Genomic DNA, 19,307 nt, shown 5'->3' on the forward strand with positions numbered 1-19,307 from the left:
CTGTCTGCCCTTGTTATTAAATATCCTATTGCTCGGGAACGAGGATTTCGCGTTTCCCGACATGATTTGCTGACGAAACAACACCTTCGTCTTCCATTTGCTCAACAAGACGCGCCGCCTTGTTGTACCCGATGGCGAGTTTTCGCTGAATATAAGAGGTCGAGCATTTGCGATCCTTGATCACAATTGCCACCGCCTGATCGTACAGCGCGTCCTCTCCGTTCGTGTTGCCGCCAGTATTCAGCCCCAGAACGGCGTCAATGTTGTCGACCTTGTCCTCGGCCGGGCCATCCAGAACGCTGCCCACGTAATCGGGCGGACCGTATTGTTTGAGGTGGTTGACGATCTCCTCTACCTCTTCATCCGACACAAACGGTCCGTGGCAACGGGTGATTTTGGCGCCACCGGCCATGTAAAGCATGTCGCCCTGCCCCAGCAGTTGTTCGGCGCCCATCTCGCCCAGAATGGTGCGGCTGTCGACTTTCGACGTCACTTGGAACGAAATCCGCGTAGGGAAGTTGGCCTTGATTGTGCCGGTAATCACGTCAACCGAGGGGCGCTGTGTGGCCATGATCAGGTGAATGCCCGAGGCCCGTGCCATTTGCGCCAGACGCTGGATACAGGCTTCGATTTCCTTGCCCGCGACCATCATCAGATCGGCCATCTCATCGACGATGACGACGATATAGGGCATCGCTTCGGGCGCGAATTGTTCCGTCTCGAACGTTGGTTCACCGGTTTCATCGTCAAACCCGGTCTGCACCGTGCGGCTGAACAACTCGCCCTTGGCCAGCGCGTCCTTCACCCGGCCGTTGTAGCCCGCAATGTTGCGCACGCCCATCTTGGACATCTTGCGATAGCGGTCTTCCATTTCGCCCACGACCCATTTCAGGGCGACGACCGCCTTCTTTGGATCGGTCACAACGGGTGACAGCAGATGCGGGATGCCATCGTAAACCGAAAGTTCCAGCATCTTGGGGTCGATCATGATCAGGCGGCATTCATCCGGCGTCAGCTTGTAGAGCAGCGACAGGATCATCGTGTTGATCGCCACCGACTTACCCGAACCCGTGGTCCCGGCAATCAACAGGTGAGGCATCTTGGCCAGGTTCGCCACAACGGATTCACCGCCGATATCCTTGCCCAACGCCAGCGGCAACGCCTGGTTGCCATCGCCAAAGTCTCGGCTGGCGAGGATTTCGCGCAGAACCACCATCTCGCGGTTTTCGTTGGGCAATTCGATGCCGATCACCGAGCGGCCCGGCAGGGTCGAAACCCGCGCCGACAGCGCCGACATCGAACGCGCAATATCGTCTGCCAAACCGATCACACGGCTCGCCTTGAGGCCCGGAGCGGGCTCCAGCTCGTACATGGTCACGACCGGGCCGGGGCGTACGCTGACGATCTCACCCTTGACGCCGTAATCGTCCAGAACGTTTTCCAGCATCCGTGCATTTTCTTCCAAGGCTTCATCGCTCAGGTGATGGCGTTGGATACTGGCGGGGTTGGACAACAAGCCCAGAGGCGGCAGTTCGAAGTCAGAGTGCCGTTCCTCGAAGGACAATGCCGGTTGCGCTTCGGCCTGCGCACGACGAGACGGCAACGGTGTCCGACGCACGGGCTGCGCCACCACAGGCTTGCGCGGTTCAGCTACCGGGATTTTCATCGCGGGGCGCTGCTGCGGCGCGGCGTCAGTGACATCCTCGAAAACCGACTCATCATCGATATCCAATTCGGATGCGTAATCGTATTGTTCTGTCCCGGCCTCATAACCGAACACAGCGGGTTCTTGCGCCTCTGGCGTGTCACCAGCGGACACCTGCGGCTCGGGGCGCAGACCATACGCCGTCATCGGCGGTTCGGGTGGCAGTTCGGACGAGGTATGCTGGTTCAGGATTAGCGGATCGGGACCGCGTCCACGACCCTTGGTCAACGGCAGGTTGGGATCCGGCTCGGGTGTCATTTCACCCACGGCTACCTTGCGATTTCGCACGGCGGCCGAGATTTTGGAGCGGATGCGATCTTCTCCGGGCATGTCGTCAAAGCCGGCGATCGGTTCAGGATCCACCAACTCAGGCTCGGGCATTGGATCGGGGCGCCGGATAAGTGACGGCATTCGCGCCAACAGGCCTGATTTGACCGGAGGTTCAGGACGTCCCAATTCAGGTTCTTCAAAAACAGGATCGGCATAGACCAGTTCGTCGTCAAACATCGCCTCAGCCGCTTCAGCGCGGGCAAGCTTGCGTTCTTCCCACTGTGCTCGGCGATCCCGCGCGGCTTGCGCGGCCGAGGCCGCACCACGCCCCATCAGCGTCATCAGCATGTCATAAGACATAACAAGACCCAGTAGGAAGGCGCGGAAGCCGCGTTTCACGTCGGCCTTGGTGAAGCCCAGCACAAAAACACCCAGCGTGGTCATCCCGACGGCCATGGCCAGCGACATCAGTTTGACCAGAAAATGCGAAGAGATCGGCACCAGCGTCAGCAACGCGCCCATGACCGTGTCGCCGAACAAACCGCCCAAACCGTAGCTATGCGTTGCACGCCACTCGGCACCGGGAACAAGGGTAGCGGCATAGACCGAGGCTACAGCGATCCAGATCGGGGCAAAGATCAGGCGGGCAATGGCCCGGTCTTCACCGAAATGGCCAGCAAAACGCAGCCCCCATCCAACCACAACAAGCGCGATGCCCCAGCTTCCCCAGCCCACGATCATGAACAAGGGGGCTGCAATAGACGCGCCGACCCGTCCCATCCAGTTTTGCACCGGCGCGTCGGTCGAAACCATCCAATTAGGATCATCGGGCGTATAGGACCAGATCATCGCAGCCGCGGCCAAGCCCAACAGGATCAGCGCGATACCGATCAGTTCCTTACTGCGTCGCTCCAGGGCTGCCTGTGTTGTGCTGTCCAGCAATGGGTCGCGGTTTCGCGCGTTATATGATGCCATTTTGCCCTCGTACCTCACGTATAGATGCAGTCGCGGAGTGTGATCAAACCACGCTGCAACTCTGTTTTTGGGGCTACCAATGCAACCCGGATAAAGCTTTCGCCCGGGTTATTTCCCGGATCACCTTGTGAAAGATATGCGCCCGGAAGAACCCGAACCCCGGTATCCTTCCAAACCTTCAATGCTGCGTCCTCGCCGTTCTCGACCGGCAACCACAGAAAGAACCCGGCCACTGGCGACATGTAACCTTGCACGCCCGCAAACACCTTATCGGCAATGGCGTATTTCTCCTGATAGAGCGCGCGGTTTTGCTCGACATGTGTCTCATCCGCCCAGACGCGCGCGGCGGCGGCTTGCAAGGGCAAAGGCAGTGGGGATCCGGCATAGGTGCGCAGCTTTTTCACCTGGCTGATGGACTTTGGTCCACCTGCAATCAGGCCCGAGCGCAAACCGGCCAGATTCGAGCGTTTGGACAGGGAATTAAACAGCGTGATCCGTTCGGGATCGGCCCCCAGTTCCTGCGCGACGGTCAGAGCCCCCGTCGGGGCTTGGTTACGGTAAATCTCGGAATAGCATTCGTCGGCGAAGATGCGGAAATCATATGCCTCGGCCAGACGGATCAGGTCAGCCCAATAGTCGCGCGACGCAACCGCGCCCTGCGGGTTGGCCGGGGAACAGATATAAGCCACCGCTGTTCGGTTCAGCACATCTTCGGGCAGGCCGGAATAATCCGGCAGATGACCCGTCGCGGCGGTTGCAGGGACAAAATAGGGTTGCGCACCCACAGAAATCGACGCGACCATGTAGACCTGATAAAACGGGTTCGGGCACAGGATGATCGGTTGTTTGCCATTCTTTTGTTCCGGGCACAGTGCCATGGCCGCATTATACAGCCCCTCACGTGTGCCGTTCAGCGCCATGACGTTGGCGTCAGGGTCCATTTCGACCCCATAGCGCCGCTTGATCCAGCCCGAGATTGCACCGCGCAGGTCTTCCGAGCCTTCGTTCGGCGGATAGCCCTGAAACCCGGCCGCGTTTTCCATGATGACATCCGTCACCCAGGCCGGAAAATCATGCGTGGGCGCGCCAATCGTCATATGAACGACGTCACCACCCGGTTGATGGTGATCCAACAGGGCGCGCAAACGCGGGAATGCATATTCCGGTAGGTTCGAAAACCGCTCGGGAAAATCCATGTTACTGCCTCAATATCGGGGTCATTTGCGCCCCGTTTTTTTGGCAGATTACAGTCCGCATACCTCTTCGTCCAGACAAAGAGGTTCCGAATCAGTGGATTGTGGCATTCAGGCCAATGCCGATTCTGCCGCTGACCCCAACCGCAACAGGGCCTCTTCCGAGTTCGGATACCCCATCATCATCAGCCCGCAACCGGGCGTTCCGGTGGGCAGGGTCAGCGCCGCAAGCCCCATCAGGTTGCCGATCCGCGTATTGCGAAGGGCCAGCAGGTTTTCAGTCACGTAATAGTCGTGATCGGTCATCAACCGGTCCAGATTGGGTGGCAGATTGGGAACGGTTGGCGCAAGAACGGCATCGAACCCGGCGGTGGCGGTATCCCATGCCGCGCGACAGGCTTCCAGCTTCGACCACGCAGCGACGTAGTCCGGACCGGATACGTCTTTTCCAGCCCGGAACCGTTCCAGTATCGGAGGATACATTACATCAGGATTCGCTTCGATCACATCTCGCCACAGTCCGTACGATTCAGTGGGATCGACAACACTAGACAGGGACATTGCGTTGTGAAGTTCGGGAACCTCAAGAGGTATAACCTTTGCGCCTGCGTCTCGAAGTCGTTCCAAACCAACCTCATAAGCGACTCGCGGTACATCGCGCAAATCGTCTTTAACCACGTTTTGCAAATCTGCAAAACGGCGGCCTTTCAAGTTTGCACCTCGCAGATCGGCAGGCGTTCCGCCCTCAAGCAAAGCCAGCATATGTGCTGCGTCTTCAACTGAGCGCGCCAAAGGGCCCACCGTGTCAAACCGAAGGCGCAGAGGTACAACCCCTTCCAAACTTATCCGCCCGGCGGTGGTTTTTAGTCCAACCAAATTGTTCCAAGCCGATGGGATGCGTACTGACCCAGCAGTATCGGACCCGATACCCCCAGCTGCCAAACCCCACGCAACCGAAGCCGCCGCGCCTGAAGATGAACCGCCAGGCACGGCGTCCTCATCGTCAATGCAAGGCGGCGTACCAGTGATCGGGTTCAATCCAAGGCCGGAAAAGGCCAGCTCGCTCATATGCGTCTTACCCAGACAGACCGTTCCCATCTGGGTTGCGTTGCGCACCACAAGCGCATCCGCATCCGGCACCCGGTCTTTCAGAAGCGCCGACCCGGCCTCGGTCGCGGTGCCGGCAGTGTCGAACAGGTCTTTCCAGCTGATCGGAACCCCATCCAGCAACGATCGCCGCAATCCCATTTTCGCGCGTTGCTGCGCGGCTTCAGCCTCGGCGCGGGCGCGGTCATGGGTGACGCGGGCATAGATGCGGTCGCGGTGCGGATGGGCGTCTATTGCGGACAGGTAGGTTTCCGTCAATTCAACCGGATCGATCTGGCCCATCCCAATGCCACGGCCCAAATCACACGCCGTCATGGTCAACCAATCCTGCATCCCGCCCCCTCCTGCTTTTTGGCTTGAAAGAACGGTAGCGACAGGACTGCACATGGACAATCCCGAAAGGGCGCGCATATTGCAGGGCATGACACAGGCATCTGACATTCTGATCGTGGGCGGCGGGTTGAACGGCCCGGCTTTGGCATTGGCTCTGGCACAAACCGGACATTCGGTCACAGTGATTGATGCGCTTGATGTGAAGGTCCGCAAGAATGCGGCGTTCGACGGGCGAGCCTATGCGCTGGCCTTGGCATCACAGCGCTTGCTGGCTGCCATCGGCGTGTGGGGCCGTGTTGCGGAACACGCCCAACCGATGCTGGAAATCAAGGTCACGGACGGCCACGCAGGTACAGGCCCGTCACCGTTTTTCATGCATTTCGACCATGCCGAAATAGAAGAAGGTCCGATGGGGTTTATGGTCGAAGACCGTCACCTGCGCCGCGCCTTTCTGGACGCTATGGCCGAAGAGCCCCGCATCACTCAGCTGAGTGGCAAGACTGTTGTGTCGCAACAAGCCGACACCACTGGAGTGACCGTGACGCTGGACGATGGTTCGACGATGAACAGCAGACTGCTGATCGGGTGCGACGGTCGCCGCAGCGGCACTGCGGACCGCGCAGGTATCAAGCGCACCGGTTGGGATTATGGCCAGACCGCACTGGTCTGCGCCATTGAACACGAGTTGCCGCATCACGGCATTGCCCATCAGTTCTTTATGCCACCGGGCCCCTTGGCGATTCTGCCGCTGACCGGCAATCGCAGTTCCATTGTATGGAGCGAACGCACCGAGGCCGCGCAGCAGATCAACGCCCTGCCTGAGGATGAGTATCTGCAAGTGCTACGCCCGCGGTTTGGCGATTTCCTCGGTGACATCCACCTGGCTGGTGATCGTTTCACCTATCCTTTGAACCTGACCATCGCCAATTCCTTTATCGCTGATCGTCTGGCACTGGTCGGGGATGCTGCCCACGGGATGCACCCGATTGCCGGTCAGGGCCTGAACGCCGGTTTGCGTGACGTCGGCGCGTTGGCAGAGGTTCTGACCTTGGCAGGACGGCGCGGCGAAGACATCGGATCGCTTATGGTGCTGGAACGCTACCAGGAATGGCGCAGGTTCGACACCGCTGCTCTTGCGATGGCAACGGATGTCTTCAACAAACTGTTCTCAAACGACAACCCGTTGCTGCGCATTGGGCGCGACGTTGGTATGGGAATTGTCGGCGCACTGCCGGGGTTGCGGCGCGGTTTCGTCCGCGAAGCAGCGGGTTTGACCGGGGATTTGCCCAAGCTGTTGCAAGGGCAGCCAATTTAGTCCAGCTGCCGTGCCTCGTCGACCAGCATGACCGGAATGCCGTTGCGGATGGGAAAAGCCAGCCCAGCGGCCTGTGACACAAGCTCCTGCCTTTCGGCGTCATAGCGCAGGGTCGTTTGCGTCTGCGGGCAGACCAGAGCTTCGAGCATACGGCGATCAAAGGCGTGTTCAGGGTCAGTCATTGCAGTTTTTCCTCATTCGATCCGCCTCGCATTGCGAATTCTATCAATGTCATCAGCGTCTCGCGCCGTGTGCGTAGGCAAGGGGCCTCTAAGAGGGCCTGTTTATCTTCCGGGTCAAAGTCCAACAGCATGGACAGTGAGTTTACCAGCAATTCATCCTCGGCATCTTTCAGCGAATCCCAGTCAGTGGACAATTGCCGTGACGAAAAGAAACGTTCCAGCAAAGCCAGGAACTTGGTGCGATTGAACCTGTCGTCGTGTTCGGCCTTGCCAAGATCCCTGTCAAAGCCGTCCCACGAGACTTCGCATCGCCGATATGGCGTGAAAGCGTCCAGCTCTGACACCACCCGGAACCGGGACACACCGGTCAGCGTGATCAGATACCGACCATCTTCCGTTTCGGAAAACTGGGTCACGCGCCCGACACACCCGATGCGGTGCAGTTTGTTCTCATCATGGGCCGAAGGATTTGGCTGGACCATCGCGATCAGCCGTTCCTTGGTCTTGAGGGCATCGTCCAGCATCTGCAAATAGCGGGGCTCGAAGATGTGAAGCGGCAAGCGCGAGCGGGGCAACAACAGCGCCCCGGGCAAGGGGAAAACGGATACGGTGTCCGGCAAGTCGGCGGGATGCATCATGTCCCAATTCTAGCTCTGATCAGAAATTAGGCAAATATCATCGAGCTGAGTTTGCGGCGACCATTCAGAACGATCGGGTCATTGGGCTTGAGCGCGTCAAAGATCGTGAAAAGCTGGGTCTTGGCGGCCCCGTCATCCCACTCACGATCCCGACGGAACAATTCCAGCAATTGCGCCACGGCTTCTTCCACTTCGCCGTTCGCGTGCAAGGCCTGTGCCAGATCAAACCGGGCCTGAAGATTTTCGGGGTCTGCTTCAACGACCGCTGTCAGATCCGCCACCGGACCTGCATCAGCCGCCTGCTTGGCCAGCTGCAATTGCGCATGCGCAGCCTCGACCTCGGCCGAGTTGGATATTTCGGCGGGTGCACCGTTCAGGATGGCCTCGGCATGTTCCAGATCGCCAGTGGCGATATGTGCCCGCACCAGCCCGCCATATGCTGCCGCGTGGTTCGGGTCTTCGCCAAGAATGGCGGCAAAAGTCTGCGCAGCATCTGCCGCTGCGCCGTCGCTCAGCATTTCTTCGGCGGCTATTACGGCGTCATCCAATTGGCCGCCCGGGCTTTCCCCACCTGACGCCTCGATCACGCGATCCACGAAAGCCTTGATCTCGGACCCCGGCAGCGCGCCCTGAAAACCGTCCACGGGTTGCCCTTTAAAAAACGCGTAGACCGTTGGAATCGACTGGATGCGCATCTGCGAGGCGATCATCTGTGCCTCGTCCACGTTGATCTTGACCATCTTCACCGCGCCTTTGGCGGCGGTAACCGCGTCTTCCAGCATTGGGCCCAGCGTCTTGCACGGGCCGCACCAGGGTGCCCAGAAGTCAACGATAACAGGCGTTTCCTGCGAGGCTTCGATCACATCGACCATGAAAGTGGCCTCGGTCCCGTCCTTGATCAGATCGGTGGCTGGGGCGGCTGCGCCGTTCAGGATGTCCATGGCAATCACTCTTTCGTTCGAACTTGCGCCCTATATGCAATCGCTTGTCGCAGAAACCAAGGGCAGAGTTTCAGTTCAAATGTCGAAAGTCGCAAAGACCGGCGCATGATCGCTGGGCTTTTCCCACCCACGCGCATCCCGCAGAATGCGACTGGAATGGCCCGCATTCGAAATATCGGGCGTGGCCCAGACATGATCCAGCCGCCGCCCCTTGTCTGCCGCATCCCAGTCGCGGGCCCGGTAGGACCACCAGCTGAAAAGCTGCCCTTCGGGAATATCCTGCCGGGTGATATCGACCCAACCACCTGCGTCCTGGGTCTCGGCCAGTTGTTCCACTTCGATCGGAGTGTGCGAGACGACCTTGAGCAATTGTTTGTGCGACCAGACGTCATCCTCACGCGGGGCAATGTTCAGATCGCCGACGAGGATGGATTTTCCCGGCTTTTCCGCGTGGAACCAATCGCGCATGTCCGTCAGATAGTCGAGCTTTTGGCCAAATTTCTCATTCACTTCACGATCCGGCACATCACCGCCAGCGGGGACATAGAAGTTGTGGATCGTGACACCATTCTCCAACCGACCGGCTATGTGGCGCGCGTGGCCGAGATCAGCGAAATCCTTGTCGCCCACCTCTTCTATTGGCAGGCGGGACAGGATGGCGACGCCATTATATCCTTTCTGACCACGGGCAATCATGTGGGTATAGCCCAGCGCCGCGAACCCTTCGGTAGGGATCTTTTCAACCGGAGACTTGCATTCCTGCAAACACAGAACATCCGGCGCCTCTTCTTCCAACAGTTTCAGCACGATTGGTTCGCGCAGTCGGACCGAGTTGATGTTCCAGGTGGCAAGTGTGAAGGGCATGGCGAGGAATCCTCTGTCGCGATTTGGCGAAGGTTAACGCGGTGGGGGATGGGGTACCATCAGAAAAGAAAATCTAGGACGGGTGGCTTTCATTTTGGGGGGCATCATCGCAAATCTCGTACCAGTCCGGTTTTTCCGAAACAAATTCGTGAAACTGAACTTTCTGCTCTAACCCGGTATCCAGTGCATTTGCTGCGATTGGAAAACTATCTGCTTCTGAAATGATTTCGCCCAAAGATGTCCCGCATTTCGTGCAGAAACACCTGCCGTATTTGTAGGGCGGATCGGGCTGGTGCAGCGTTACGTTTTCCCTGCCCCGAACCCACACCAAGTCTTCTTTGTTGACAAATACGACTGTGCTGGCCCCGGCTTTTCTGCATCTTGAGCAATGGCAGGTTCCCATCACGGATGGTTGAGACTTCAGGTTAAACTTCACCGCCCCGCACAAACAGCTTCCTTCAATCATCACGCGCTCCTCCAACCCTTCGCGAGAAATAGAACATTACAGGAACACACAAGGTTTCGCAACGCCTGTGACGGTACAGGCGGCACATGATTTCGTCCTTCAGAAAAGAAAAAAGCCGGGCCATTCGGCCCGGCAGTCCAACAGGGAGGTGCATGTCATAACCCGGACATGCGCGGGTTGGGAGTAACCTAATTATGAGTACAGGGTATCACTTTGATCCAAGTCAATCCACACCCAGTTAAGACACCAGCCTATATCCACCGGATTCTGTGACCAAAAGGCGCGCATTTGACGGATCGGGCTCAATCTTCTGACGCAGGCGGTAGATGTGGGTTTCCAGCGTGTGCGTTGTAACACCAGCATTATATCCCCAAACTTCGTGAAGCAGCACATCCCGCGCCACCACGCCGTCGGTCGAGCGGTACAGGAATTTGAGGATGTTGGTTTCCTTCTCGGTCAGGCGGATTTTTCTGTCCTCTTCCGTGATCAGCATCTTCATCGCCGGTTTGAACGTATAGGGGCCAAGTACAAATACTGCGTCCTCGGATTGTTCATGCTGGCGAAGCTGCGCACGGATACGTGCCAGAAGCACCGGGAACTTGAATGGTTTCGAAACATAGTCATTCGCGCCGGCATCCAGGCCCAGGATCGTATCGGCATCGCTGTCATGACCGGTCAGCATCAGGATCGGGCTTTTGACACCCTGTTTGCGCATGAGGCGGCACAGTTCGCGCCCGTCGGTATCCGGCAGACCCACATCAAGAATGACCAGGTCATAGATCGCTTCGCGCGCGCGCTCCATGGCAGAGTGACCGTCTGACGCCTCAAACACGTCAAAGTCTTCGGTCATGACAAGTTGCTCGCTGAGCGCCTCGCGCAGGTCCTCGTCATCGTCCACCAGCAGGATTTTCTTGAGTTGAGCCATTTCCCGGTCCTCCAAACGCTTTTCCATCACTTGCGCGTGGAATATGCAATCAACAAGATTTGCTGCAACCGTTTCACGCCTTCGTGTCAGAGTTCGCGGAAATGTTTCACATTTCCTTTCGAAAGGGCTAGGAGAAAGATTGAGCGTTATAGGGTAACATTGATGAGTCTCATCCCCGATATCACGGAACTTCTCGCCCGGGCCCGGGCCGATCTGCGCATGGGCGTTCCCGTTGCGCTGACCGATGACAGTGGCTTCAGCGTGCTTGCGGTTTCTGCCGAAACGCTCAGCCCGCAGCGTCTGGCCGACCTGAAAAAACTAGGGAATCCGGTGGTGGCCATAACTGGGCGACGCGCTGAAACCCTGAAAGCGCGGGCGTACGACGGGGATCTGGCGCGGGTTTCGATCCCGGCGGATGCAGATATCGCGTGGGTACAGGCGGTTGCTGATCCTTCCGACGATCTGAACGCGCCCATGAAGGGCCCGTTGATGACCGAGCGGCACGGCAATGCCAATCTGCACCGTATCGCAATAGCATTGGCCAAATCCGCGCGCATCCTTCCCGCTGTGGTCGTGGTACCTGTCGAGGACGGCAGGGCATTTGCCGCTTTGCACGGTTTGACCTGCATTGATCACACGCGCGCCACGCCTCATCTGGCGGATCGCAGTACTTTGCACGAAGTCGTCGCGGCCCGCCTTCCGATGGAGGTGTCCGAAGCCGGTCGGTTACACGTCTTCCGACCTGAAGACGGTGGTGAAGAGCACTATGCCGTCGAGATCGGTCGCCCGGACCGCGACAAGCCTGTGCTGGCCCGATTGCATTCTGCCTGTTTCACCGGCGATCTGATGGGAAGCCTGAAATGTGACTGCGGCCCGCAACTCCGCGGTGCCCTGGCACAGATGGGGGCAGAAGGTGCAGGCGTTCTTCTGTATCTGAATCAGGAAGGGCGCGGTATCGGTCTGGCGAACAAGATGCGCGCTTATTTCCTTCAGGATCAGGGTTTTGACACCGTTGAGGCGAACCACAGGCTGGGTTTTGAGGATGATGAGCGTGATTTTCGGCTTGGGTCGGACATATTGAAATCGCTGGGTTTCAACTCTGTCCGCTTGCTGACCAACAACCCGGCCAAAATCGCCATGATGGAACGGACAGGTATCGCAGTAACCGAGCGTGTCCCTCTGAAGGTTGGCGAAACCTCTCACAACCGGGGATACCTGGCGACCAAGGCCAAGAAGTCAGGGCATCTGCTTTGACCCCAAACGATCTTGTTCTAACTCCACGAGGCATCCGGTTTCTTGGCAGGGTGTTCCCCTGTTCCGTGGGCAAAGGCGGGTTGAGCAACGCAAAACGCGAAGGCGATGGCGCGACCCCAACTGGACATCATCGAATCGTCGGCATGCTATACCGGGCCGACCGAATGGCCGCCCCCAGCAAATGGGCCCGCGCCATTGGCCCGCGGGACTTGTGGTCTGACGACGTGTCTGAAAGCAGATACAACCACATGGTCAGCGCACCCTATGCATTCAGCCATGAAAAGTTGCGCCGCGCCGACCCCTTATACGACCTGATTCTGTTAACCGACTGGAACTGGCCAAACGCCGTTCCGGGCAGGGGATCGGCAATTTTTCTGCACCAATGGCGCAGACCCGGCTATCCAACCGAAGGCTGCGTTGCCTTTCGCCGGGACCATCTGCACTGGATATCACAGCGCATTGCCCCCGGATCATGGCTGATCATTCCTGAGGTTTAACCCGTTCGCCAAAGATGGCCGAGCCAACACGGACGTGGGTTGCGCCCAAAGCGATGGCCTGTTCGAAATCGTGACTCATCCCCATAGACAATCCATCAAGCCCGTTACGTGCAGCGATTTTGGCCAATAGCGCAAAGTGCAAAGTAGGCTCCTCATCGACCGGAGGAATGCACATCAATCCACGCACGGGCAGATCCAACGACCTGCACTCGGCAATGAAACTGTCCGCGTCCACAGGAAGGATACCGGCCTTTTGGTCTTCCTCGCCGGTGTTGACCTGAATGAACAGGTTCGGGCAGTTTCCCATTTCCTGTGCCAAACGCGCCAGTGTCTTGGCCAGTTTGGGTCGATCTACCGAATGGATCGCGTCGCACAGTTCCATTGCGTGACGGGCCTTGTTGGTCTGCAACGGGCCAATGAGGTGCAGATCAATACCCTCGAACTGTTCTTTGAAAGCGGGCCACTTGCTTGCCGCCTCCTGCACGCGATTCTCGCCAAAACATCTGTGCCCTTGCTCTAGAACTGCCTGCACCCTGTCATTCGGCTGCACTTTGGACACAGCAATCAGTTTGACGGAACCTGCCGGTCGGTTCGACTTGGCTTCGGCTTTGGCGATACGTGCGGTGACGTCTTGCAACGACATGGGACCCTCATCCTGTTTTGCGCAGAAAAACACCAAGTCGGCACAAAAGAAAAGGGCGAGTCCGAAGACCCGCCCTTAAACCTTGCGGTTCAGATCAGCTTAGAAGTTGAACTGAGCACCGAAGTCAGCAACGAAGGTCGAGTCTGTGCAGCTGTCACAGTCGTTGACACCGATACCACCGCGCAGCGATGCACCGCCGCCCAGGTCGTAGATCGCGCCAAGAGCAACCTGCTGAGTATCAGCAGATGCGTTACCGTCGCCGTAAGCGAAGATCAGGGTTGTTGCAGCGCCAACGTTGTAGGTTGCCGACAGACCCCATGCGGTGCCGTCAGTTGCTGCAACCTGAGTTGCGTCGTCTGCAACAAACAGAGTACCGCCGAAGTCACCCCATTCACCACCCAGGGTCAGAACGGTCAGGCTCGGATCGCTTACACCAGCAACACCAGCGTCGGTCTGGCCGTAGGCCAAAGCAGCTGTGATGTTGTTGAAGGTGTAGGTTGCGCTGATGTCCCAACGGTCTGCGTCCATAGGCACGCCGTTCAGAGCTACAGTCGCTTGGTCGTACGATGCACCAAACGAGAAGTCACCAACCGAGTACTGGAAGAACACGGCGTTCGAACCCGAACCGGTCGAAGTGTAGCCCAGGAAGTTGTAGTTAACACCCGAGTACTGACCAGCGAACAGCTCAAGACCAACTTCGTTGCCGTAGTAGTTTGCCAGGTTGTCGAAGGCACCTGCAACGTTTCCGGCGTCAACACGCAGGCCACCGTAGATGACCGAGAAGCGTGCACCGTTCAGACCAGCGCGGTTTGCTTCGCCGTTGCCGCTGTTTTCGTCAGCTTGCAGACGAACGCGGCCTTCGAAACGAACGCCACCGTCGGTTTCTGCAGAACCGTCGATGTTCAGACGGAAGCGCGAAACCAGGATCGCGTCGTCAGTTTGAACAACGGCAGTACCAACGCCTGTCGCGGTACCGGTTGTCTGGACGTTTACAACGGTACCGCTACGATCTTCAACGTAACCAATACCAAAGCGGCCATAACCGCTGAAGTTAACTTCAGCTGCTGCAACGCCTGCGGTCGCAATCAGCGCCGTCGATGCGAAGAGAACTTTTTTCATCTTGTTTCCCTCGGTTTCAAAAGAGTTATCTACTCGACATATGCCTCGGCACATGTCTCAGCACGGACACCGTTTCGCTCTTTTTGCCCCCTTTGCGCAAGCTTGGCATAAAGACGTCGGCGTCATTGAGGTCAAATTGGTGCAAGGATGCCACAGTCAGTTTTCGCCCCGATGCAGCTGATACACTTACATTTCAGAAGAATGGGCTTGTTGCAGCGGGGGTCCTTGGCTAGGAGTATCCCCTGAATACTGTAGAACAAGTGAAACAGGACCTGTTTGCAATGCGCCTGCCGACGATTTTGGGAATGATCCTGCTGACCGCTGCTCTTTCGGCATGTGGGCAGAATCGAAACGCTTCGACAACATACTCCCCGAACATCGCTGGCGGCAATTCGGACGAACAAGAGCTGAATGACCCCGATCGGGCAACTATCTGGGATATCTTTGACCGCAGCACCGCCGAGCAGACCACAAACGTAAACCGGTATCTGTGGGCGGCTTCACTGGATGTACTGAGCTTCCTGCCCGTGCAGGAGGTTGATCCGTTTACCGGTGTAATCGTAACGGGTTACGGCACACCTCCGGGCGGCGGCCGATCCTACCGGGCTACTGTTCATATCAGCGATCCGGCGCTTGCCGCGCGCTCGTTGTCGGTAGCGCTTCAATCGAGCGGAGGGGCCCCGGTGAGTGCGGCAACATCCCGCGCAGTCGAGGATGCGATTCTGTCGCGCGCCCGACAGCTACGCATAGCGGACAACAAGTTCTAGCAACCCGCCGAAAATCACAATATTACCACGCCGGGTTCCTACCCGGCGTTTTCATTCACGAAGGACCGCAAAATGTCGCGCTACTCGGCCACCGAAATCGAAGCAAAATGGCAAGAGGCCTGGGACAAGGCCGGGATCTTCACCGCCAACCACAAGGCGGACAAGCCGAAATACTATGTGCTTGAGATGTTTCCCTACCCGTCTGGCCGAATCCATATGGGGCATGTGCGCAACTACACGATGGGTGACGTCATCGCGCGGCACAAATTGGCGACGGGTCACAACGTGCTGCACCCGATGGGCTGGGATGCATTCGGGATGCCTGCGGAAAATGCCGCGATGGCTATCGGGGGTCATCCGAAGGACTGGACCTACAGCAACATCGCAGACATGCGCGATCAGATGAAACCACTTGGCCTGTCCATCGACTGGTCACGTGAGTTCGCGACCTGCGACCCCGAGTATTACGGCCAACAACAGGCGCTGTTCCTCGATATGCTTGATGCCGGGCTGGTCTATCGCAAAAACGCTGTGGTGAACTGGGACCCGGTCGATATGACCGTTCTGGCCAACGAGCAGGTTGAAAATGGTCGTGGCTGGCGTTCGGGCGCATTGGTAGAGCGGCGCGAACTGACCCAGTGGTTCTTCAAGATCTCGGACTATTCCGAAGAATTGCTGGACGCGCTGGACACTTTGGACAACTGGCCCGCCAAGGTGCGCCTGATGCAGGAGAACTGGATCGGCAAGTCGCGCGGTCTGCAATTCGGCTTTGAACGCACTGATGGCGGAGAGCCGATCACCGTTTATACAACCCGCCCCGACACGCTGCTGGGCGCATCTTTCGTTGGCATCTCGCCCGATCACCCGATCGCAAAACAGCTTGAAGCCGAAAACCCCGAAGTGGCTGAATTTGTGGCCGAATGTCGCAAAGGTGGCACCACGGAAGAAGCCATCGAAACTGGCGAAAAGCTGGGCTTTGATACAGGCATCAAGGTTAAGCACCCGCTGGACCCGAGCTGGGAACTGCCGGTCTGGATCGCCAATTTCATCCTGATGGATTACGGCACTGGCGCAATCTTTGCCTGCCCTGCACATGACCAGCGCGACCTCGACTTCTGCCGTAAGTACGGCCTGCCCGTGGTCGATACCTTCTTTGCGCTGGATGACGACACGCCGGTCGACAAAATTGCATTCGTCCCGCCGAAAACCGAGAAAGTTCGCTGGGTGAACCATTTTGCAGGTTTGACCGAGGCGACAGGTGACGAGGCGATCAACGCCACCGTCGATTTTGCTGAAAAAGCGGGTTGGGGCGAGGGTGTCACCAAATACCGTCTGCGCGACTGGGGCCTCAGCCGTCAGCGCTATTGGGGGTGTCCGATTCCCGTCGTGCATTGCGAAAGCTGCGGTGTGGTGCCCGAGAAGAAAGAAAACCTGCCGGTCCGCCTGCCCGACGATGTGACATTCGACAAGCCCGGCAACCCGCTGGATCGACACCCGACCTGGCGCGATTGCGCCTGCCCGTCTTGTGGCGCACCGGCCAAGCGCGAGACCGACACGATGGATACCTTCGTCGATTCGTCGTGGTATTTCGCCCGTTTCACCGCTCCGCGTGCGGAAACACCCACCGATCTGGACGAGGCCGAATACTGGATGAATGTCGACCAGTATATCGGCGGCATTGAACACGCGATTCTGCACCTGCTGTATTCACGCTTCTTCGCGCGGGCGATGAACCTCACCGGTCACTTGCCCCAAAAGGCCATCGAGCCGTTCGACGCGCTGTTCACACAAGGCATGGTGACGCATGAGATCTACCAGACGCGCGACGCCAACGGACGGCCGGTCTATCACCTGCCCGAGGATGTGACCGACGGCAAACTGGCCGATGGTACTGAGGTCGAAATCATCCCTTCGGCCAAGATGTCGAAATCCAAGAAAAACGTGGTCGATCCAGTCAGCATCATTTCAGCCTTTGGGGCCGACACGGCCCGCTGGTTCGTGTTGTCCGATTCGCCACCCGAGCGAGACGTGGAATGGACGGCGGCAGGAGCCGAAGCCGCCTATAAGCATCTGAATCGCGTTTGGAATCTGTGTGACAGGATCGGTACCATGGAGGCCAATGCAGCGGGCGAAGGCGATGAGGACCTGTTGCGCGAGATGCATAAAACCATCCGCGACGTGACATTGGGTGTCGAAAGCTTTGGTTTCAACGCCGCCATAGCCAAGCTTTATGCTTTCACTAATACGCTGGCAAAATCCAAGGCCGGTGCGGCGGCTCAGAAACAAGCGATCAAAACACTGGCCCAGTTGATGTCACCGATGACACCACATCTGGCGGAAGATATCTGGGCGCATCAGGGTGGTGAGGGCCTTGTGGCCGTCGCCCCGTGGCCCGTCGCGGATGAGGCGATGCTGGTTGATGACACCGTCACCCTGCCGATCCAGATCAACGGCAAGCGTCGCGCGGAAATCAGCGTTCCGAAAGATATGGACAAAGCCGAGGTTGAAAATATCGCGCTCAGCACCGAAGCTGTCCAAAAGGCGCTGGATGGCAACGCGCCGAAAAAAGTGATCGTTGTTCCGGGCCGGATTGTGAATGTCGTTGTTTGATCGCAGAACATTGCTTGTGATGCCGCTGGTACTGGCTGCCTGCGGCTTCCAACCGGTTTATGCTCCGGGCGGGTCAGGCTCAGCCTTGTTCGGTCGGGTGGCGGTATCTGCGCCAAATACCGTCGAAAGCTATCTTCTGGTTCAAAACCTTGAACACCAACTGGGCCGCAGCGCGGGATCTGTCAGCGATTACACTCTGGATGTTCAGGTCTCGACCGAAACCCGCGGCGCGGCCATAACCACGACGAACGAGACAACGCGGTACACGATTGATGGACGGGCGCAATACGCGTTGAAATCCAACGAAACCGGGCAAGTCGCGGCGTCCGGCACCGTAACCGATTTTGTGGGCTATTCTGCTTCGGGCTCTACCGTGTCGACGCTGGCTGACGAACGCGATGCGAAAGAACGCCTGATGGTAATCCTGTCCGGGCATATCGTGAACCGCCTGTATTCTACGCCGGGCTTGTCCAAATGAAGTTGAGCCCGCGCGAGGCTGACGGGTATTTCGCCAAGCCGGATGCGGACAAGACCGGGCTGCTGATCTATGGTGCGGATGCCATGCGGGTGGCGCTTAAGCGGCAACAGGTTCTGGCCGCACTGCTTGGTCCCGGTGCGGAAGAGGAAATGCGCCTGACCCGCCTGCCGGGCGGTGATTTGCGCGGCGATCCGGCGTCGCTGCTGGACGCGGTCAAGGCGGTTGGGTTTTTCCCTGGCCCGCGCGCGGTGTTTGTGGAAGACGCCACGGAAACCGCCGCGCCTGCGATTCTGGCCGCGCTTGAAGATTGGGTCCCCGGCGACGCTCAGATCATCGTGACGGCTGGTCAGCTGAAACCAAACTCGAAAATCCGCAAAGCGTTCGAAGGGCATTCTGCGGCCTATGCGATAGGCATTTATGACGACCCGCCATCGCGCGCAGAGGTCGAGCGGGTTCTGACCGAAGCGCATCTGAAAAACATCCCCCACGATGTCATGTCTGCCATCAGCGAACTGGCCAACAGTCTCAGCCCCGGTGACTTCACCCAAACCGTTGAGAAACTGTCGCTTTACAAGCGCGGTGACAACTCTGAGCTGACCATGGAAGACCTCGAAGTCTGCGCCCCGCGTTCGACCGAGGCGGCGCTTGACGACGTGCTGAACGTGGTTGCCGAAGGCCGCGCCGGTGAGATCGGGCCGCTGATCCGGCGGTTGCAGGCACAAGGCACCAACGGGGTAACCCTGTGTATTGGGGCAACCCGGCATTTCCGCACACTTTATGCCTGCGCCTCGGATCCGGGTGGTGCTGCGCAGGGTATCGGTAAGTTGCGTCCGCCGGTTTACGGCAAACGCCGTGACCGTATTCTGCGTCAGGCACAGGGCTGGGGGGCGCCCAAGCTGCAAACTGCGCTGACCGTTCTGACGGATACCGACCTCTCCCTGCGATCCGCCGGACAGACAGCCCCCTCAATGGCTCTGGTTGAGCGTGCTATGATTCGTCTGGCGATGCTTGCGCGGTCGCGCTGA

At 58.1% G+C, this 19,307-nt stretch carries 18 protein-coding genes; 7 read left to right on the plus strand and 11 right to left on the minus strand.

The features are described from left to right. Positions 1-25: 25 nt before the first annotated feature. From ACR0D9_RS17280 to ACR0D9_RS17290, 3 genes are all read right to left on the minus strand, one after another. The gene (locus ACR0D9_RS17280; protein ID WP_480539609.1) at positions 26-2,950 is read right to left on the minus strand and encodes a DNA translocase FtsK; all 2,925 of its coding nucleotides are present in this window, start codon (positions 2,948-2,950) and stop codon (positions 26-28) included. 14 nt (positions 2,951-2,964) lie between these two features. Continuing rightward, positions 2,965-4,146 (minus strand): aminotransferase class I/II-fold pyridoxal phosphate-dependent enzyme, encoded by a 1,182-nt coding sequence (locus tag ACR0D9_RS17285; RefSeq protein WP_480488615.1) that lies wholly within the window; start codon positions 4,144-4,146, stop codon positions 2,965-2,967. A gap of 108 nt (positions 4,147-4,254) precedes the next feature. Then, entirely contained in the window at positions 4,255-5,583 is a 1,329-nt protein-coding gene (locus ACR0D9_RS17290) for an amidase (protein ID WP_480539611.1), read from the minus strand. A gap of 52 nt (positions 5,584-5,635) precedes the next feature. Between ACR0D9_RS17290 and ACR0D9_RS17295 the strand changes: the two genes are divergently transcribed. After that, positions 5,636-6,898 (plus strand): FAD-dependent monooxygenase, encoded by a 1,263-nt coding sequence (locus tag ACR0D9_RS17295; protein ID WP_480539613.1) that lies wholly within the window; start codon positions 5,636-5,638, stop codon positions 6,896-6,898. On the opposite strand, the gene ACR0D9_RS17300 is transcribed toward ACR0D9_RS17295, so the two are convergent. The 6 genes from ACR0D9_RS17300 to ACR0D9_RS17325 form a co-directional block, all read right to left on the minus strand. Beyond that, on the minus strand, positions 6,895-7,080 hold the full coding sequence (locus ACR0D9_RS17300; protein WP_209504973.1) for a Trm112 family protein: 186 nt from the start codon (positions 7,078-7,080) through the stop codon (positions 6,895-6,897). The genes ACR0D9_RS17295 and ACR0D9_RS17300 overlap by 4 nt on opposite strands. Beyond that, complete coding sequence (locus tag ACR0D9_RS17305; RefSeq protein WP_480506416.1) at positions 7,077-7,718, minus strand: LON peptidase substrate-binding domain-containing protein; 642 nt, start codon at positions 7,716-7,718, stop codon at positions 7,077-7,079. The genes ACR0D9_RS17300 and ACR0D9_RS17305 overlap by 4 nt, the downstream gene beginning before the upstream one ends. 26 nt (positions 7,719-7,744) lie before the next feature. Continuing rightward, on the minus strand, positions 7,745-8,659 hold the full coding sequence (gene trxA, locus ACR0D9_RS17310) for a thioredoxin (protein ID WP_480539615.1): 915 nt from the start codon (positions 8,657-8,659) through the stop codon (positions 7,745-7,747). Positions 8,660-8,734: 75 nt separating this feature from the next. Next, positions 8,735-9,523: an exodeoxyribonuclease III gene (locus tag ACR0D9_RS17315; RefSeq protein ID WP_480488609.1), complete on the minus strand. Its 789-nt coding sequence runs from the start codon at positions 9,521-9,523 to the stop codon at positions 8,735-8,737. Between the two features lie 73 nt (positions 9,524-9,596). After that, positions 9,597-9,989, minus strand: coding sequence for a GFA family protein (locus ACR0D9_RS17320; RefSeq protein ID WP_267364337.1), 393 nt, complete (start codon positions 9,987-9,989; stop codon positions 9,597-9,599). A gap of 238 nt (positions 9,990-10,227) precedes the next feature. Then, on the minus strand, positions 10,228-10,914 hold the full coding sequence (locus ACR0D9_RS17325; RefSeq protein WP_171724917.1) for a response regulator transcription factor: 687 nt from the start codon (positions 10,912-10,914) through the stop codon (positions 10,228-10,230). A gap of 162 nt (positions 10,915-11,076) precedes the next feature. Here ACR0D9_RS17325 and ribA point away from each other — a divergent pair, with 162 nt between their 5' ends. Together ribA and ACR0D9_RS17335 are read left to right on the plus strand one after the other, a co-directional pair. Further along, complete coding sequence (gene ribA / locus ACR0D9_RS17330; RefSeq protein ID WP_480539617.1) at positions 11,077-12,168, plus strand: GTP cyclohydrolase II; 1,092 nt, start codon at positions 11,077-11,079, stop codon at positions 12,166-12,168. Beyond that, positions 12,165-12,665: a L,D-transpeptidase family protein gene (locus tag ACR0D9_RS17335; RefSeq protein WP_480488605.1), complete on the plus strand. Its 501-nt coding sequence runs from the start codon at positions 12,165-12,167 to the stop codon at positions 12,663-12,665. Before ribA ends, ACR0D9_RS17335 begins: the two co-directional genes overlap by 4 nt. Here ACR0D9_RS17335 and ACR0D9_RS17340 read toward each other — a convergent pair. Together ACR0D9_RS17340 and ACR0D9_RS17345 are read right to left on the minus strand one after the other, a co-directional pair. Continuing rightward, on the minus strand, positions 12,649-13,308 hold the full coding sequence (locus ACR0D9_RS17340) for a YggS family pyridoxal phosphate-dependent enzyme (protein WP_480488603.1): 660 nt from the start codon (positions 13,306-13,308) through the stop codon (positions 12,649-12,651). The genes ACR0D9_RS17335 and ACR0D9_RS17340 overlap by 17 nt on opposite strands. Positions 13,309-13,407: 99 nt before the next feature. After that, the gene (locus ACR0D9_RS17345) at positions 13,408-14,427 is read right to left on the minus strand and encodes a porin (protein ID WP_480539619.1); all 1,020 of its coding nucleotides are present in this window, start codon (positions 14,425-14,427) and stop codon (positions 13,408-13,410) included. A gap of 281 nt (positions 14,428-14,708) precedes the next feature. Between ACR0D9_RS17345 and ACR0D9_RS17350 the strand changes: the two genes are divergently transcribed. The 4 genes from ACR0D9_RS17350 (at position 14,709) to holA (ending at position 19,307) form a co-directional block, all read left to right on the plus strand. Continuing rightward, the gene (locus tag ACR0D9_RS17350; RefSeq protein WP_480484184.1) at positions 14,709-15,194 is read left to right on the plus strand and encodes a DUF3576 domain-containing protein; all 486 of its coding nucleotides are present in this window, start codon (positions 14,709-14,711) and stop codon (positions 15,192-15,194) included. Positions 15,195-15,266: 72 nt separating this feature from the next. Next, a complete protein-coding gene (leuS, locus tag ACR0D9_RS17355; protein WP_480539621.1) occupies positions 15,267-17,804 on the plus strand; it encodes a leucine--tRNA ligase in 2,538 nt (845 codons plus the stop codon). Beyond that, on the plus strand, positions 17,791-18,282 hold the full coding sequence (lptE, locus tag ACR0D9_RS17360; protein ID WP_267364334.1) for an LPS assembly lipoprotein LptE: 492 nt from the start codon (positions 17,791-17,793) through the stop codon (positions 18,280-18,282). Before leuS ends, lptE begins: the two co-directional genes overlap by 14 nt. Further along, entirely contained in the window at positions 18,279-19,307 is a 1,029-nt protein-coding gene (gene holA, locus ACR0D9_RS17365; RefSeq protein WP_480488599.1) for a DNA polymerase III subunit delta, read from the plus strand. Before lptE ends, holA begins: the two co-directional genes overlap by 4 nt.

The sequence above is a fragment of the Ruegeria sp. AK11 genome (genome assembly GCF_056541095.1).

What these genes read in the sequence shown, in the direction of transcription:
- ACR0D9_RS17280 (WP_480539609.1), bottom strand. Translation starts at nt 2,950, where the DNA reads ATGGCATCATATAACGCGCGAAACCGCGACCCATTGCTGGACAGCACA.
- ACR0D9_RS17285 (WP_480488615.1), bottom strand. Translation starts at nt 4,146, where the DNA reads ATGGATTTTCCCGAGCGGTTTTCGAACCTACCGGAATATGCATTCCCG.
- ACR0D9_RS17290 (WP_480539611.1), bottom strand. Translation starts at nt 5,583, where the DNA reads ATGCAGGATTGGTTGACCATGACGGCGTGTGATTTGGGCCGTGGCATT.
- ACR0D9_RS17295 (WP_480539613.1), top strand. Translation starts at nt 5,636, where the DNA reads ATGGACAATCCCGAAAGGGCGCGCATATTGCAGGGCATGACACAGGCA.
- ACR0D9_RS17300 (WP_209504973.1), bottom strand. Translation starts at nt 7,080, where the DNA reads ATGACTGACCCTGAACACGCCTTTGATCGCCGTATGCTCGAAGCTCTG.
- ACR0D9_RS17305 (WP_480506416.1), bottom strand. Translation starts at nt 7,718, where the DNA reads ATGATGCATCCCGCCGACTTGCCGGACACCGTATCCGTTTTCCCCTTG.
- trxA (WP_480539615.1), bottom strand. Translation starts at nt 8,659, where the DNA reads ATGGACATCCTGAACGGCGCAGCCGCCCCAGCCACCGATCTGATCAAG.
- ACR0D9_RS17315 (WP_480488609.1), bottom strand. Translation starts at nt 9,523, where the DNA reads ATGCCCTTCACACTTGCCACCTGGAACATCAACTCGGTCCGACTGCGC.
- ACR0D9_RS17320 (WP_267364337.1), bottom strand. Translation starts at nt 9,989, where the DNA reads ATGATTGAAGGAAGCTGTTTGTGCGGGGCGGTGAAGTTTAACCTGAAG.
- ACR0D9_RS17325 (WP_171724917.1), bottom strand. Translation starts at nt 10,914, where the DNA reads ATGGCTCAACTCAAGAAAATCCTGCTGGTGGACGATGACGAGGACCTG.
- ribA (WP_480539617.1), top strand. Translation starts at nt 11,077, where the DNA reads ATGAGTCTCATCCCCGATATCACGGAACTTCTCGCCCGGGCCCGGGCC.
- ACR0D9_RS17340 (WP_480488603.1), bottom strand. Translation starts at nt 13,308, where the DNA reads ATGTCGTTGCAAGACGTCACCGCACGTATCGCCAAAGCCGAAGCCAAG.
- ACR0D9_RS17345 (WP_480539619.1), bottom strand. Translation starts at nt 14,427, where the DNA reads ATGAAAAAAGTTCTCTTCGCATCGACGGCGCTGATTGCGACCGCAGGC.
- ACR0D9_RS17350 (WP_480484184.1), top strand. Translation starts at nt 14,709, where the DNA reads ATGCGCCTGCCGACGATTTTGGGAATGATCCTGCTGACCGCTGCTCTT.
- leuS (WP_480539621.1), top strand. Translation starts at nt 15,267, where the DNA reads ATGTCGCGCTACTCGGCCACCGAAATCGAAGCAAAATGGCAAGAGGCC.
- lptE (WP_267364334.1), top strand. Translation starts at nt 17,791, where the DNA reads ATGTCGTTGTTTGATCGCAGAACATTGCTTGTGATGCCGCTGGTACTG.
- holA (WP_480488599.1), top strand. Translation starts at nt 18,279, where the DNA reads ATGAAGTTGAGCCCGCGCGAGGCTGACGGGTATTTCGCCAAGCCGGAT.